At 71.3% G+C, this 15,109-nt stretch carries 12 protein-coding genes; 6 read left to right on the top strand and 6 right to left on the bottom strand.

What is annotated here, in order from left to right:
* Positions 1 to 15: 15 nt before the first annotated feature.
* Positions 16 to 204, bottom strand: a complete 189-nt coding sequence (locus OG470_RS02540) for a DUF397 domain-containing protein (RefSeq protein WP_210913918.1) — start codon at positions 202 to 204, stop codon at positions 16 to 18.
* Positions 195 to 995, bottom strand: a complete 801-nt coding sequence (locus tag OG470_RS02535) for a helix-turn-helix domain-containing protein (RefSeq protein ID WP_328420346.1) — start codon at positions 993 to 995, stop codon at positions 195 to 197. The genes OG470_RS02540 and OG470_RS02535 overlap by 10 nt, the downstream gene beginning before the upstream one ends.
* A gap of 335 nt (positions 996 to 1,330) precedes the next feature.
* Here OG470_RS02535 and groES point away from each other — a divergent pair, with 335 nt between their 5' ends.
* From groES to OG470_RS02520, 3 genes are all read left to right on the top strand, one after another.
* Entirely contained in the window at positions 1,331 to 1,645 is a 315-nt protein-coding gene (gene groES / locus OG470_RS02530; protein WP_130404589.1) for a co-chaperone GroES, read from the top strand.
* 70 nt (positions 1,646 to 1,715) lie between these two features.
* On the top strand, positions 1,716 to 3,356 hold the full coding sequence (gene groL, locus OG470_RS02525; RefSeq protein ID WP_328420342.1) for a chaperonin GroEL: 1,641 nt from the start codon (positions 1,716 to 1,718) through the stop codon (positions 3,354 to 3,356).
* A gap of 123 nt (positions 3,357 to 3,479) precedes the next feature.
* Positions 3,480 to 5,123, top strand: a complete 1,644-nt coding sequence (locus tag OG470_RS02520; RefSeq protein WP_328420340.1) for a molybdopterin-dependent oxidoreductase — start codon at positions 3,480 to 3,482, stop codon at positions 5,121 to 5,123.
* A 111-nt stretch (positions 5,124 to 5,234) separates the two neighbouring features.
* Here the strand turns inward: OG470_RS02520 and OG470_RS02515 are convergent, their stop codons facing one another.
* Together OG470_RS02515 and OG470_RS02510 are read right to left on the bottom strand one after the other, a co-directional pair.
* Complete coding sequence (locus OG470_RS02515) at positions 5,235 to 6,407, bottom strand: DDE-type integrase/transposase/recombinase (RefSeq protein ID WP_328420338.1); 1,173 nt, start codon at positions 6,405 to 6,407, stop codon at positions 5,235 to 5,237.
* Between the two features lie 213 nt (positions 6,408 to 6,620).
* Complete coding sequence (locus OG470_RS02510) at positions 6,621 to 7,004, bottom strand: WhiB family transcriptional regulator (RefSeq protein WP_328420336.1); 384 nt, start codon at positions 7,002 to 7,004, stop codon at positions 6,621 to 6,623.
* A gap of 252 nt (positions 7,005 to 7,256) precedes the next feature.
* Between OG470_RS02510 and OG470_RS02505 the strand changes: the two genes are divergently transcribed.
* The gene (locus tag OG470_RS02505; protein ID WP_328420334.1) at positions 7,257 to 8,078 is read left to right on the top strand and encodes a helix-turn-helix transcriptional regulator; all 822 of its coding nucleotides are present in this window, start codon (positions 7,257 to 7,259) and stop codon (positions 8,076 to 8,078) included.
* Between the two features lie 127 nt (positions 8,079 to 8,205).
* Here OG470_RS02505 and OG470_RS02500 read toward each other — a convergent pair whose 3' ends face one another.
* A complete protein-coding gene (locus OG470_RS02500) occupies positions 8,206 to 8,625 on the bottom strand; it encodes a DUF5319 domain-containing protein (protein WP_328420332.1) in 420 nt (139 codons plus the stop codon).
* Between the two features lie 186 nt (positions 8,626 to 8,811).
* Between OG470_RS02500 and guaB the strand changes: the two genes are divergently transcribed.
* The gene (guaB, locus tag OG470_RS02495; RefSeq protein WP_328420330.1) at positions 8,812 to 10,374 is read left to right on the top strand and encodes an IMP dehydrogenase; all 1,563 of its coding nucleotides are present in this window, start codon (positions 8,812 to 8,814) and stop codon (positions 10,372 to 10,374) included.
* A gap of 27 nt (positions 10,375 to 10,401) precedes the next feature.
* Complete coding sequence (locus tag OG470_RS02490) at positions 10,402 to 11,520, top strand: GuaB3 family IMP dehydrogenase-related protein (RefSeq protein WP_328420328.1); 1,119 nt, start codon at positions 10,402 to 10,404, stop codon at positions 11,518 to 11,520.
* Positions 11,521 to 11,588: 68 nt separating this feature from the next.
* Here the strand turns inward: OG470_RS02490 and OG470_RS02485 are convergent, their stop codons facing one another.
* Positions 11,589 to 14,906 (bottom strand): ThuA domain-containing protein, encoded by a 3,318-nt coding sequence (locus OG470_RS02485; RefSeq protein WP_328420326.1) that lies wholly within the window; start codon positions 14,904 to 14,906, stop codon positions 11,589 to 11,591.
* Between the last annotated feature and the right edge of the window lie 203 nt (positions 14,907 to 15,109).

Here is a 15,109-nt window from a genome sequence, read left to right as displayed (position 1 = left end):
GGCTGGACGGTGGTGTCAGTCGGTGGGCGTGGCGGCGACGAAGGCCCGCCAGCTCGCCGGGGTGAAGGTGAGCGCCGGCCCGGTCGGGTCCTTGCTGTCGCGCACGGCGACCACGCCGGGCAGGTTGTCGGCGACCTCGACGCAGGCACCGCCGTTGCTGTTGCTGCGGGAGGCCTTGCGCCAGGTGGCGTGGGTCAGGTCCATGTCTGCACCACTTCCTCGATCAGCCGGGCGGACTGCCGGCATGGCAGTGCCTCGCCGGTCACAGTCTCCCAGCGCCGCTCCAGGGCGGCAACGTCGTTCGGGCTGTCCACGGTCTGCCCCCGGAGCTGGTTGTCCAGGTGGACCAGCTCGGCACCGCTCTCAAGCCGGGCCAGGATGAACGGGCCGTTGAGCCCGACATGCCAGGGGGCGTCGGCCGGCACGACCCGGACCTGCACGTTCGGTGCGGTGCCCACGGCCAGCAGGTGCTGTAGCTGGTCGCGCATGGTCTCCCGGTCGCCGAGTTGCCGGCGCAGCGTGTGCTCCTCCAGCACCGCGACGAGCTGCGGACGCGGGTCGGCGGTCAGCAGCGACTGCCGGGCGAGCCGGGCCACCACCCGCGTCTCCACCTCTTCGGCGGTCAGCTCGCCGCCCACGCCGAGCATCGCCCGCGCGTACCCCTCGGACTGGAGCAGGCCGGGGATCACCGTCGGGTCGTACCAGCGCAGCGCAGCCGCCTCCCGCTCGATCTCGTCCCACGGGCGGAACCAGTCGGGTGCGGCGTGGAAGCGGACCAGCTCCAGCATGCCGACGAAGAGACCGCCGGTGTCCAGGATTGAGTCGATGCGGGCCAGGTAGTCCGGCTTGACCGAGCTCTGCCCGATCTCGACCGCACTCACGTACGACGATGAGTAGTTGACCAGCTTGCCCAGCTCCTCCTGGCTGAGCCCGCGCGCCTGGCGTGCCCGGCGTAGCTGTTCGTGCAGGAACGTCAGGGTCGGTATCCGGGTCACTCGGCTCCCCTTCGTCGGCATCCGGTGGTGGCAACCGACGGTAGGGAGATGGCCACGGTGCGGCGAGGTGCTCCCGGCGTGTTGCGGTAACGACTGGCGGAACTGTGGCGACACGGCGGAGGGTGCGTTGGCACTCTCCTTGACGGAGTGCTAGCCACGGAATAACCTGCGATTAGCACTCTCACCCTGAGGGTGCCAGCTCCCGGGTCTCACGACCCGGGTGCGAAACGCCAGGCGGACCGGCACCCGCGACGACGGCCCCGCCCGGTGGCATGAGGCAGATTGACGCTGGTTGGCCTCGCCGACCGGCAACGAAACCAGTACCCCAGGAGGGTATGCCCGTGACTACCGCGACCAAGGTTGCGATCAAGCCGCTCGAGGACCGCATCGTGGTCCAGGCGAACGAGGCTGAGACCACCACGGCGTCGGGCATCGTGATCCCCGACACCGCCAAGGAGAAGCCGCAGGAGGGCACTGTCCTCGCTGTCGGCCCGGGGCGCGTCGACGACAACGGCAACCGAGTTCCGGTTGACGTCAAGGTCGGCGACACCGTCCTCTACTCGAAGTACGGCGGCACCGAGGTCAAGTACGCCGGCGAGGAGTACCTGGTGCTCTCCGCCCGCGACGTCCTCGCGGTCATCGAGAAGTAAGCAACCGATCAGTGTCGTTGCCCCGGTCCGGCTCGCCGGGCCGGGGCAACGGCGCTTCGAAGGGACATTCATGGCGAAGATCCTTAGCTTCTCGGACGACGCCCGGCACCTGCTGGAGCACGGTGTCAACGCCCTCGCTGACGCGGTCAAGGTCACCCTCGGCCCGCGCGGGCGCAACGTCGTCCTGGACAAGAAATTCGGTGCGCCGACGATCACCAACGATGGTGTGACCATCGCCAAGGAGATCGAGCTCACCAATCCCTACGAGAACCTCGGCGCGCAGCTGGTCAAGGAGGTGGCGACCAAGACCAACGACGTCGCCGGCGACGGGACCACCACCGCGACCGTGCTGGCCCAGGCGATGGTCCGCGAGGGCCTGCGCAACGTCACCGCCGGGACCAACCCGGCCGGCCTCAAGCGGGGCATCGACGCGGCGGCCACCAAGATCTCCGAGGCGCTGCTCGGCCGGGCCGCCGAGGTCACCGGCAAGGAGTCGATCGCGAACGTGGCGACGATCTCCGCGCAGGACTCCACCATCGGCGAGCTGATCGCCGAGGCGATGGAGCGGGTCGGCCGCGACGGTGTCATCACCGTCGAGGAGGGCTCCGCGCTCACCACCGAGCTGGACGTGACCGAGGGTCTCCAGTTCGACAAGGGCTTCATCTCGCCGAACTTCGTCACCGACCTGGAGGGTCAGGAGTCCGTCCTTGAGGACGCGTACATCCTGGTCACCACCCAGAAGATCTCGGCGATCGAGGAGCTGCTGCCGCTGCTGGAGAAGGTCCTGCAGAACAGCAAGCCGCTGCTGATCATCGCCGAGGACGTGGACGGCCAGGCGCTCTCCACCCTGGTGGTCAACTCGCTGCGCAAGACCCTCAAGGTCTGCGCCGTGAAGGCCCCGGGCTTCGGTGACCGGCGCAAGGCCATGCTCCAGGACATCGCGATCTCCACCGGCGCCGAGCTGGTCGCCCCGGAGCTGGGCTACAAGCTCGACCAGGTCGGCCTGGAGGTGCTCGGCACCGCCCGGCGCGTCGTGGTCGACAAGGAGAACACCACGATCGTCGACGGCGGCGGCCAGTCCTCCGACGTTGCCGACCGGGTGGCCCAGATCCGCAAGGAGATCGAGGCCTCCGACTCCGACTGGGACCGGGAGAAGCTGGCCGAGCGGCTGGCGAAGCTCTCCGGCGGCATCGCCGTGATCAAGGTGGGCGCGGCGACCGAGGTCGAGATGAAGGAGCGCAAGCACCGCATCGAGGACGCCATCGCGGCGACCAAGGCTGCGGTCGAGGAGGGCACCGTGCCCGGCGGCGGCGCCGCCCTGGTGCAGATCCTTCCGGTGCTCGACGACGACCTGGGCTTCACCGGTGAGGAGAAGGTCGGCGTCTCGATCGTGCGCAAGGCGCTGGTCGAGCCGCTGCGCTGGATCGCGCAGAACGCCGGCCACGACGGCTACGTCGTGGTCCAGAAGGTTGCCGGCAAGGAGTGGGGCCACGGCCTCGACGCCGCCACCGGCGAGTACGTCGACCTGGTCAAGGCCGGCATCATCGACCCGGTGAAGGTGACCCGCAACGCGGTCACCAACGCCGCCTCGATCGCCGGCCTGCTGCTCACCACGGAGAGCCTCGTGGTGGAGAAGCCGGAGCAGGCCGAGCCGGCCGCCGGCGGCGGGCACGGCCACGGTCACGGCCACCAGCACGGCCCGGGCTTCTGACCCGGTAGCGGTACCTTCCCGGGGCACACCGTCGACGACGGTGTGCCCCGGTCCGTGTCCGGGGTCAGCACCGAGCGCTGACGTGGTTGGCGACCGGGCGAGATGACCGCGCACACTGGGCCGATGAGCACCATGTCGCGGCGGTACGCCGCGCTGGCCGGAGTCACAGCCGCCGCCGTCGCGATCGGGTTCGCGGAACCGGTGGCGGTGCTGACCGGGCCCCGGTCGGCACCGCTGGTCGCGGTCGGCGGGGTGGTCGTCGACGCCGTCCCGGAGTCGCTGAAGCAGCTCGCCATCGACCTCTTCGGCACCGCCGACAAGATCGCCCTCCTGGTCGGCACCGCGCTGCTGCTGGGAGCGTTCGCCGCGCTGCTGGGAGTGCTGGCGGTGCGCCGGTTGGCCCTCGGCCTGGCCGGCATCGCGGCGTTCGCCGCCGTCGGCGTGGCCGCCGCGCTGACCCGTCCCGGCGCGGACGCCGCCGACGCGCTGCCGTCGCTGGTCGGCGGCGGCCTCGGCGCCCTGGTGCTGTGGATGTTCATCGCCGGTCCGCTGGAGCTGGACCCGTGGCCCTGGTCCCCACCCACTCCACCCGCGCCGGCCGCGCCGGCGGGCTCGGTGGGCTCGGACGGCTTGCCGGTCCCGGTGACGCCGGCCGCGCCGCCGGTGCCCGTCGGGCGGGCGTCGGACGACGGGGTCAACCCGGAGTCGCGGCGGAGATTCCTCACCGGCGCCGGGGTGTTGCTGGGTACGGCCACGGTGGCCGGACTCGGCGGGCGCTGGCTGGCCGGGCGGCGCGGCGTGTCCGCGGCCCGGGACGCGATCCGGCTGCCCGCGCCGGTCGCCCCCGCACCGGCCCTGCCGGCGGGCGCCGACCTCTCGCTGGCCCAGCTCGCACCGTACGTCACCCCGAACTTCGGGTTTTACCGGATCGACACCGCGCTGGTGGTGCCGCAGGTGGACCCGGCGACCTGGCGGCTGCGGATCCACGGGCGGGTCGGCACCGAGCGCACCTACACCTACGCCGACCTGCTCGCCCGGCCGTTGGTCGAGCGGTACGTCACGCTGGCCTGCGTCTCCAACGAGGTGGGCGGGGACCTGATCGGCAACGCCCGGTGGCTCGGCGTACCCCTGCGTGAACTGCTGGACGAGGTCCAGCCGGACGCGGACGCAGACCAGGTAGTCGGCCGGTCGGTCGACGGCTGGACCTGCGGCACCCCCACCGCCGCGCTGCGCGACGGGCGGGACGCGCTACTGGCGATCGGCATGAACGGGGAGCCGCTGCCGGTCGAGCACGGCTTCCCGGTCCGCATGGTGGTGCCCGGCCTGTACGGCTACGTGTCGGCGTGCAAGTGGGTGACCGAGCTGGAGCTGACCCGGTTCGCCGACTTCGACGCGTACTGGGTGCCGCGGGGCTGGTCCGTCCAGGGGCCGATCAAGACCCAGTCGCGGATCGACGCGCCGCGCTCGCGCAACCGGCTGACCGCCGGCCCGGTGACGGTGGCCGGGGTGGCCTGGGCGCAGCACCGGGGCATCCGCCGGGTCGAGGTGCGCGTCGACGGCGACCCCTGGCAGGAGGCGGAGCTGGCCCCGACGGTGTCGGTGGACACCTGGGTGCAGTGGTCGTGGCGCTGGGACGCCACGCCGGGCGAGCACCGGCTCCAGGTCCGGGCGACCGACGCGACCGGGGAAACCCAGACCGAGCGCGAGCAGGGTGTGGTCCCGGACGGTGCCACCGGCTGGCACACGGTCACCGTCAACGTCCGCTGACCGCGAGCCGGCGGCGGTGCGGGGTTTCCCGTGGAGATCTTGGACAGTTTCCGCTCCGTGCTAACTGTCATGTCGCGGGAGGTGTGTCAAACGTGTGTCCCGGGACGTGTGTCATGGGGTGGGGGTGAGGCGGACGTAGCGGGTGTCGTTGGTGGTGGCATGGCCGATGGGGTGGCCGTCCGCGGTGTAGACGGTGATGTGGTGGTGGTCGCGGATGGCGGTGAGGTGGTGTCCGCGCCAGGCGCAGCCGATGCCGATGCGGGCGGGGCCGACGCGGATGGTTCCGGTGTCGGAGACGCGGGGTCGGTGGATGGTGGCGTCGGTTTGGATCGGTAGGGCTTGGGGTCCGCCGTGGTGTGGCGCGGTGTGCCAGGTGTGGTGTGGGGTTGTCCGGCCGGGTAGGGCGCTGTGGCGGCGGTGGTTGTAGTGCTCGCGGTAGGTGTCGAGCAGTCGTTGCAGTTGCCCCAGGGTGCGGGGTTGGTGGGGTTGCGCGGTGAGCCATTTCTTCAGGGTCTGGTGGTGGCGCTCGACTTTGCCGCAGGTCTGTGGGTGGTAGGGGGTGGAGTGGATCAGTCGGGTGCCGTGTTGGTGCAGGGTTTGGGCGAAGCGTGATGGGCCGGCGTTGTCGTGGCGATGGCGGCTGGTGAATGCGGCGCCGTTGTCGGACAAGACGATCGCGGGTGCGCCGTGGTTGGTGATGGCGTGGCCGATGGCGGCGATCGCGGCGGTGGCGGTTTCGGCGGTGGCGGCGTGGCAGGTCACGAGCATGCGGGTGCGGTCGTCGATGACGTCGAACACGGCGACGAGACGACCGTCGGTGAGAGTGATCATGGTCGCGTCGATCTGGTAGCAGTCGCGGGGTTGGGCGTAGGCGAAGCGGCGCCAGGAACAGCGGGGCCTCTTGGCAGGGTTGCGGTGCAGCAGGTCATGGCGCGACAGCACCCGGTTGATCGTGGATCGTGACGGCACCGACCACGCGGGGCTGGTCTCGGCGTGGATGCGCACCAGTTCGTCGTGGATGTGGTCCGCGCCGTTGTCCACGCCCAACTCGGCGCGCAGCTTGCAGATCCAGGCGTCCAGTTCCGGCGGGGCCTGGCCCGGGCTGTGGTGCGGCCGGCTCGATCGGGGTCGCCACGCACCCTCGGCCTCGATCCGCGCCCGGTGTCGGTAGAACGTGCGCGGGTTGACCCCGTTGTCACGACACCACTGCTGCACGTTATCGATTTTCACCCCTGCGGTGAGCAGGGCATCCACCGCGCTCATGACCTGACGCCGAGTCGCCATGGCTTGCAGTCAAGCCCGACAACGCACCCCCACCTACAAAGCTGATCTTGTGACACAGGAACCGGGACATGAACTGCGACAGAGGTCATGGGACTGAACAGCTCCGTGCTAACGGAAACTGTCCAAGATCCGTGCGCTCCGACCCGGAAGGCGCGGAAACCGCGCCCCCAGCGGGTGGGGGCGCGGTTCGCGGTGTCGCGGGGGAGTGCCGGGTCAGGCGACGTTGCGCTGGGCCGGGACGGTCGACTTGTGCGGGTGGCCCAGTCGGGCCTCCAGTCGGGTCACGTCGACCCGGGCCTGCCGGCGGTCCGCCAGGTCCTCCCAGCCGACGGCGAGCAGGCGTAGCCGCTCCGACTCGCTGAAGCCACCCCACACGCCGTACGGCTCGCGGACCGACAGCGCGTGTGCGGCGCACTCGGCACGGACCGGGCAGGCACGGCAGACCGCCTTGGCGGAGGACTCCCGACGCAACCGGGAGGAGCCCCGCTCGCCGTCGGGGTGGAAGAACTGAGCGCTGTCCCGCCCACGGCAGGCACCGAGACGCTGCCAGTCCCAGAGATCGACGATGGGTCCGGGCAGTCTACGTACGTTCGACATCAGCACCCCTCCTCCCGCGCGGCACCGCGAGATCCTTGTGGCCGGCTTCCGGGCGGCGGGCCGCGCAGGCGCACCGTTTCCGGCCTGGATTTCTCGGTACCCGGGCTGTCCCCGGCTCACACTTCTGTGATCGAGAACGCCCCGGAACTTGCGGCTTTTGCCCCATCTGTCGGAAAAGTTCGGAGGATTGCCGGGAACCCCCTCCCCGGCCGACCCCGTCATGGTCTGCTCGTGGTCGGAGAGGAGATCACAGTGCGTACCGTTCTTGTGTGCGTTCGGACACCACTCGCGGCCCAGCACCTGACTTCCGCGGCCGCGCGGCTGGGGTTGTCCGCGATCGTTCGTACCGCCGTCTCCGATCCCGAGGTGATGCTGCGGCTGGCCGAGCGGCCGGCCGACGTGGTGCTGGCCGACACGGCCCTCACCCGGCCGGACAGCGCCGGCTTCGTGCGCCGGGTGCTGGCCCGCGCGCCGCAGGCCGCGGTGCTGCTGCTCGGCGCTGAGGAGTCCGAGGCGGCGGCGGCCACCATCAGCGCCGGCGCCCGGGGCCTCATCCAGAACGCCGACCACGACCTGACCAGCGCGGTGGCCAAGGCGCTGCTGCTGCTCACCGCGCCCGGCCGGGCCACCCGGCAACGGGCCACCGATCCGGCCCGGGACACGGCGGCGGTCGGCGGTTCCGCCCGCTCCGCGCCGTCGCTGCGCGGGTCGGCCGAGCCGGGCTGGGCCGCCGCGCCCGGCGAGGGGCCGGCGGGTGTGCCGTCGGTGCCGGTGCAGCGGGGCGACGACGAGCCTGAGCCGGCGACCGGTGAGTCGGCGACCGACCAGCAGAGCGACCCGCCCCGTCCCAACCCGGCTGCCCGGCCCGCCCGGGCGTCGATCGGGCTCACCGAGCGGGAGCTTCAGGTGCTGCTGGGCATGGCCGAGGGCAAGAGCAACGCGGAGATCGGCCGGGAGTTGTTCGTCTCGGAGGACACCGTCAAGACCCACGCCCGCCGGCTGTTCCGCAAGCTCGGCGCCCGGGATCGCGCCCACGCGGTGGCCGCCGGGTTCCGCGCCGGCCTGGTCGCCTGACCCACCCACCCACGTGCCTGATCGTGCTCGATCCAGGATGCAGTGGCCTCCCCGAACCGGGAGGCCACTGTTTCCTTGTCGCAGCACGATCTTGCCGGCGCGAACGCCGGCGGGGTCAGGACGGGGGTCAGTCGGTGGAGGGGGAAGCGCCCGGCTCGTCCTCGGTGCCCTCGGTCAGGGTGTCGTGCACCCCGTCGGCGTACCCGCGGGCATAGTCCCAGGTCACGTAGTGGTCCGGGTCCGGGTCGTACGCCGGCTCGTGCACCCGGGGACGGCCCGAGTTGAGCAGGTGGCGCAGGTTGCCCCGGAGCAGATCCCAGTCGAAGTAGTGCGGCTCGCGGCAGTCTTCGCATTCGATGACCAGCCCGCGGACCCCGATCGGCGCCAGCAGCGCCTGGTAGATCTCCAGGTCGGCGAGGTCCTCCAGCACATCCTGCCGCTCGACGTCGGTCAGCGGATCCGGCGTCGCGTCGTCGCCCGGATCGTCCAGCCCCGCGGTCGGGTCGGCCGGGTCGCCGTTGAACGGGTCGATGGGCTCGTCGTGCACCCCCTCACCGTAGACCCAACGCGGCGGGGACGTCCGCCCCCGGCACCGCGCCGGGCCGGCCCGCCACCGGCAGAGGTCGCCCAGCTCACTGGGTACGATGGGACGACGTGCCGGCACCGTGGCATGTTCCGGTGCCCGCCCGCGCCACCTCGCTGAAGCCCATCCGAGCAGCTCAGGGGAGCAATCGTGGAAAATTCGCCCAACAACGATCTTCCGGCCGGCGCCGAGCACGCCGACCTGGGCGGCCACCTGCCCGAGCTGCCCGCCGGCTCGGCCCGGGTGGTTCCGCTCGGCCTCACCTTCGATGACGTGCTGCTCCAGCCGGGCGAGTCGGACGTGGTTCCCAGCCGTGTCAACACCCGCACCCGCCTCACCCGCAACATCGAGTTGACCGTCCCGCTGCTCTCCAGCGCCATGGACACCGTCACCGAGGCGCGGATGGCGATCGCCATGGCCCGCCAGGGTGGCATCGGCGTGCTGCACCGCAACCTCTCGCTGGAGGACCAGGCCCTCCAGGTCGACCTGGTCAAGCGCTCCGAGTCCGGCATGATCACCAACCCGGTGACCGCCAGCCCCGACGACACCCTGCGCGATGTCGACGAGCTGTGCGGGCGGTACCGGATCTCCGGCGTGCCGGTGGTGGACGGCGACGGCCAGCTCGTCGGCATCGTCACCAACCGCGACATGCGCTTCGTCTCCGAGCCGAACACCCCGGTACGGGAGATCATGACCCGGACGCCGCTGGTCACCGCCCGGGTCGGGGTGAGCAAGGACGAGGCACTGGACCTGCTGCGCCAGCACAAGATCGAGAAGCTGCCGATCGTCGACGACTCGGGCCGGCTGCGCGGGTTGATCACCGTCAAGGACTTCACCAAGAGCGAGCAGTACCCGGACGCCACCAAGGACGACGCGGGCCGACTGCGGGTGGCCGCCGCCGTGGGGGTCGGCGAGGACGCCTACAAGCGGGCCCGCACCCTGGTCGACGCGGGCGTGGACGTGCTGATCGTGGACACCGCGCACGGCCACCAGCGGGCCGTGCTGGACATGGTCCGGCAGCTCAAGAAGGACGTCGCCATCGACATCGTGGGCGGCAACGTGGCCACGTACGCCGGCGCGCGGGCGTTGGTCGAGGCCGGCGCCGACGGGATCAAGGTGGGCGTGGGTCCGGGCGCGATCTGCACCACCCGCATCGTCGCCGGGGTCGGCGTGCCGCAGATCACCGCGATCATGGAGGCGGCCCGGGCCGCCCGCCCGGCCGGCGTGCCGGTGATCGGCGACGGCGGCATTCAATACTCCGGCGACATCGCCAAGGCGCTGGTCGCCGGCGCCGACACGGTGATGCTCGGCAGCCTGCTGGCCGGCTGCGAGGAGAGCCCGGGCGACCTGATCTTCATCAACGGCAAGCAGTACAAGGCGTACCGCGGGATGGGCTCGCTCGGAGCGATGCAGTCCCGGGGCCAGGCCAAGTCGTACTCGAAGGACCGGTACTTCCAGCAGGACGTGCTCGCCGAGGACAAGCTGGTCCCCGAGGGCGTCGAGGGCCAGGTGCCCTACCGGGGCCCGCTGTCCGCGGTCGCCCACCAGCTCACCGGCGGGCTGCGCGCCGCGATGGGGTACGTCGGCGCGGAGAGCATCCCCGAGCTGCACCGGCGTGGCCAGCTGATCCGGATCACCGCGGCCGGGCTCAAGGAGAGCCACCCGCACGACATCCAGATGACCGTCGAGGCGCCCAACTACCACTCCCGCTGACCATCCCCCAACAACCTGGAGTCCCCCATGCGTGACGTGGTCGAGATCGGGCTGGGCAAGACCGCGCAGCGCGGTTACCACCTGGACGACATCGCCATCGTGCCGAGCCGCCGGACCCGGGACGTCGACGACGTCTCCACCGCCTGGCAGCTCGACGCGTACCCGTTCGGCATCCCGTGCGTCGGGCACCCCTCCGACGCCACGATGAGCCCGTCGTCGGCGGTTCGGCTCGGTGAGCTCGGCGGCCTCGGCGTGCTCAACGTCGAGGGGTTGTGGACCCGCTACGAGAACCCGACCAAGGTGCTGGAGGAGCTGGCCGGCCTCGACGAGGACGCCCGCGCCACCAAGCGGCTCCAGGAGGTGTACGCCGAGCCGATCCGCCCCGACCTGATCGCGGAGCGGGTCCGCGAGTTGCGCGCCGGTGGCAGCACTGTGGCGGTGCGGGTCTCCCCGCAGCACACCCTGGCGCTGGCCCCGGTGATCCTGGACGCCGGGGTGGACATCCTCGTCATCCAGGGCACCATCGTCTCGGCCGAGCACGTCTCGACCACCGACGAGCCGCTGAACCTCAAGGAGTTCATCGCCGACCTCGACCTGCCGGTGATCGTCGGCGGCTGCACGGACTACAAGACCGCGCTGCACCTGATGCGCACCGGCGCGGCCGGCGTGATCGTGGGCATCGGCGGCGACGAGTGGTCGACCACCGAGTCGGTGCTGGGCATCCGGGTGCCGATGGCCACCGCGATCGCCGACGCCGCAGCGGCCCGCCGGGATTACCTCGACGAGACCGGCGGCCGGTACGTGCACCTGATCGCCGACGGTGACATCCAGACCTCGGGTGACATCGCCAAGGCGCTCGGCTGCGGCGCGGACGCGGTGATGCTCGGCGAGCCGCTGTCGCTCTGCGACGAGGCACCCGCCGGTGGTGCCTGGTGGCACTCGGCGGCCAGCCACCCGTCGCTGCCCCGGGGCGCGTTCGAGGTCTCCGGCGACCCGATCGGGTCGATGGAGCAGCTGCTCTTCGGCCCGGCCGACGAGGCCGACGGCCAGCTCAACCTGTTCGGCGGGCTGCGCCGCGCGATGGCCAAGTGCGGCTACCGCGACCTCAAGGAGTTCCAAAAGGTCGGCCTGGTCCTCGACCGCTGACCCGTCCCCGTACGCCGGAAGGCCGGCCCCGCCACGCTGCGGGGCCGGCCTCCGTCGTACCGGGGGCGTCAGCCCTCGGTGAACTCGACCCAGTTCAGGTTGACCAGGCCGCTGGTCGGGCCGCCGGGTACGGCGCTGAAGACCAGGTAGAGCCGGTGCGCCCCGGCGGGCTGGTCCACCGGCACCGTGGTGCTGGTGAAGGCCCCGTTGCCGGTGGTCGCGTTCAGCGTCGCCGTGGCGACCACCGGGCCGGTCGGCGAGTCGAGCCGCAGCTCAACCCCGGCCCGGGCGGTGCCCGCGGTGGCCGCCGAGCCTCCCGAGTGCCGCAGCGTCACGGTGGTCACCCCGCCCAGGTTGATCGGGTCGAAGGCGACGTGGTCGCCCGGGTCGATCCCGCTGACGTGCTGCCCGCCGCCGGTGTCGCCGGTGTTGGCCACCTCGACGCCCTGCTTCACCTGGGCGTTCTCGGCCTGCTGTCGGGGCGCCTGGATGATCGCCTGGCCGACCGTGGTGAGTGCGGCCTGGCCGCCGCCACCGAGGTCGGTGTACGAGGCGCTGATCCCGCCGTACAGGTACCCGCCGGCGTGGTCACCGCCGTCGGCCGGGGTGGCGAGGGTGCCGGTGCAGCCGGTGGTGGAGCTGTCCGGGTGGCCGTGGCTGTCATGGCCGAGGACGAAGGTCACGGTCACCCGCGAGCAGTCCACCGGCCCGTCCTCCGGGTCGGTCACCGTGACGGTGAACGGCACGCTCTCACCCCAGGTGAAGAAGCTGCCGGCCACCGGGGAGGTGACGGTCACCGTGGGCGCGGTGTTGCCGACCACGATCTCCTTGGTGAGCACCGCGGTCCGTCCGCTGGAGTCGGTCACCGTCAGCTTGGCGGTGTACGTCCCGTTCGCGGTGTAGGTGAACGACGGGCTCGGGTCGGCCGAGTCGACCGTGCCGTCACTGGTGAAGTCCCAGGCGTACGAGATGGACTCGCCCGGGTCCGGGTCGTAGCTGCCGGCCGAGGAGAACTGCACGGTCAGCGGTGCCGTCCCCGAGGTCGGGGTGGCGTCGAGCTTCGCCACCGGCGACCGCTGGCCCTTGACGTACCGGATCACCGACAGCTGTGCGTCCGGGTTGGCCCGGAAGAAGCCGTCGCCGTACTCCAGCAGGTAGAGCGAGCCGTCCGGGCCGAACTCCATGTCCATCGGGTTGTCGAAGACGACGCCCGGCAGGAACTGCTCGACCCCGGTCAGGGTGCCCTTGCCGTCGGTCCGCATCATGAAGATCTTGTCCCGGGTGAACTCACCGAACACCACCGCGTTCTGGTAGTACTCGGGGAACTTCACCTCCGAGGTCGACGCCGGGTCGTACGAGTAGATCGGGCCGCCCATCGGGCCGACGCCGCCGGTGCCGATCACCGGCCACTTGAAGTCGCAGCCGACCGGCGGGTTCTCCAGGTACGAGCCGGCACACGGGGTGCGTCCGTCGAACGTGTACCAGAACTGCGGCTGCTCGACCTTCGGCAGCACCCGCAGGCCGGTGTTACGCGGCGAGTTGTTGACCGGGGCGCCGCAGTTGAACGGGGCGCCGGAGGTCCGGGTGACGAAGTCGAAGTCGATGTACGGCAGGCTCGGCGAGTAGCAGTACGGCCAGCCGTAGTTGCCGGCCTTGTTGGTGGCGAACCAGCGGCCGGTGCCGTCCGGCCCGCGGGTGGCGCTGGGGACACGGGAGTCCGGCGAGTAGTCGCCGACGTAGACCATGCCCCGGGCGTCCACGTCGTAGCGGAACGGGTTGCGCAGCCCCATCAGGAAGATCTCCGGCCGCGTCTTCCCGGCGGTGTCCTGTTCCTCCGGGAAGAGGTTGCCCTTGGGGACGGTGTACGTGCCGTTGGCCCGCACCTTGATCCGCAGCAGCTTGCCGCGCAGGTCGTTGGTGTTGGCGGAGGAACGCTGCGCGTCGTAGCCGGGGCCCTGGGTCGGCGACTCGTTGATCGGGGTGTACCCGTCGGAGCCGCCGGCGTTGGTGTCGTCCCCGGTGATCAGGTAGAGCAGCCCATTACCGTCGAACTTGATCTCACCGGCCACGTGGCAGCAGATGCCGCGGTCCACGTCGACGCGGAGAATCTGCTGCTCGGTGCTCATGTCCAGGTGCGGGGTGGGGGAGTCCACCAGCTTGACCCGGGAGAGCTGGTTGTAGCCCTTGAACTTGTCCCAGACCGTCGGGTCGGTGGAGGTGGCCGGCGCGTCGCCCTCGTTGACGCCCGGGGTGGCCGGGTTGTCGACCGGGGTGTTCAGCTTCGGCGCATAGTAGATGTAGACCCACTTGTTGGTCGCGAAGTCCGGGTCGATCGCCACCGACTGGAGGCCGTCCTCGTCGTGCTGGTACACGTCGACGGTGGTGATCACCGGGCTGGCACCGGTGGCCGGGTCGTAGAGCCGCACCTCGCCGCCGCGGGTGTTGTGCAGCACCCGGCCGTCCGGGAGCACGGCCAGCGACATCGGCTCGCCGGGGTCGTCGTTGAGGGTGACCTTCTCGTAGTTGCCGAGCACCGTGGCGCCACAGTCGCCCTCGATCACGCCGGCGGACCACTGGATGCCGCCGAGCAGGTGCTCGCGGAACTTCGCCGAGCGGTACGTCTCGATGCTGTGCCCGAGGCCGGTGTAGAAGGATCGGCCGCCCTGGTAGTCCTTGCACCAGGTGACCGGGTGGTCATACCCCATCGCGCCACCGGTGTAGGTTTTCTCGTCCACCGTGCCCAGGACGTGCGCGGTGCCCCGGACGTTGCGGTTGAAGTTGTACCACTCCTCGGTGAGGGTGAGTGTGCGCGGCAGCGTCTCGGTCGCCGGGTGGGCCCGGTCGGCCACGTCCACCACGCCCCGGACGACCGGCGAGGCACCGGCCACCTTCGCGCCGACCAGGTCCTGGTAGAAGGCCCAGTCCGGCTCGGTCTCCGCCGCCGCGTGCACGCCGACGTAGCCGCCGCCGGCCTTGACGTACGACTCGAAGGCCGCCTCCTGGCTGGCGTTGAGCACGTCACCGGTGGTGTTGAGGAAGACCACCGCCCGGTACTTCGCGAGCTCGGCGGCGGTGAACACGGCGGCGTCCCGGCTCACCGTGACCTTGAAGTCGTTCGCCTGGGCCAGCTTCCGGATGGTGTCGACGCCGTCGGTGATGGATGCCCGGCGCTCACCGGCGGTCTTGGTGAACACCAGCACCCGGTAGGTCTGCGGTGCGCGGGCGGCGGAGCGGAGCGCGGCCGGCCCGTTCTCCACGACGGCCGGCGTGCTCGGGGGCGCGTCGTCGGTCGGTGCGGCGGCGGCGGGGACGGCGGAGGTGAGGGGGATGGTGAGGATGAGTCCAGCGGCGACGGCTAGCCATCGTCGTCCGGTCGGTCGGGTCATCGTTCCTCCGGTGGTCGGCAGGCGCGCGGCATCCCCGGCCTGTTGGGGCCGGCAGCGCGACTGCGTGGGGGATGGGACCGGGCGCGTCCCGTCGCCGTACGGGAGGCGCGGTGTGACCGGGCCGGTGGTCGACCGTTCGGTCACCGGCCGCCGGCGGCGTCGCCGGCGAGGTGCGGCGTGGCCGGCGTCGGAGGGACGCCGGC

This window comes from Micromonospora sp. NBC_00389, from assembly GCF_036059255.1.
Lineage (GTDB): Bacteria > Actinomycetota > Actinomycetes > Mycobacteriales > Micromonosporaceae > Micromonospora.
This window is presented reverse-complemented; position numbering and strand designations above follow the sequence as displayed.

Bases quoted from the DNA above. Each gene is read 5' to 3' on its own strand.
- OG470_RS02540 (WP_210913918.1), bottom strand. From the start codon at position 204: ATGGACCTGACCCACGCCACCTGGCGCAAGGCCTCCCGCAGCAACAGC.
- groES (WP_130404589.1), top strand. From the start codon at position 1,331: ATGCCCGTGACTACCGCGACCAAGGTTGCGATCAAGCCGCTCGAGGAC.
- groL (WP_328420342.1), top strand. From the start codon at position 1,716: ATGGCGAAGATCCTTAGCTTCTCGGACGACGCCCGGCACCTGCTGGAG.
- OG470_RS02520 (WP_328420340.1), top strand. From the start codon at position 3,480: ATGAGCACCATGTCGCGGCGGTACGCCGCGCTGGCCGGAGTCACAGCC.
- OG470_RS02515 (WP_328420338.1), bottom strand. From the start codon at position 6,407: ATGGCGACTCGGCGTCAGGTCATGAGCGCGGTGGATGCCCTGCTCACC.
- OG470_RS02510 (WP_328420336.1), bottom strand. From the start codon at position 7,004: ATGTCGAACGTACGTAGACTGCCCGGACCCATCGTCGATCTCTGGGAC.
- OG470_RS02490 (WP_328420328.1), top strand. From the start codon at position 10,402: ATGCGTGACGTGGTCGAGATCGGGCTGGGCAAGACCGCGCAGCGCGGT.
- OG470_RS02485 (WP_328420326.1), bottom strand. From the start codon at position 14,906: ATGACCCGACCGACCGGACGACGATGGCTAGCCGTCGCCGCTGGACTC.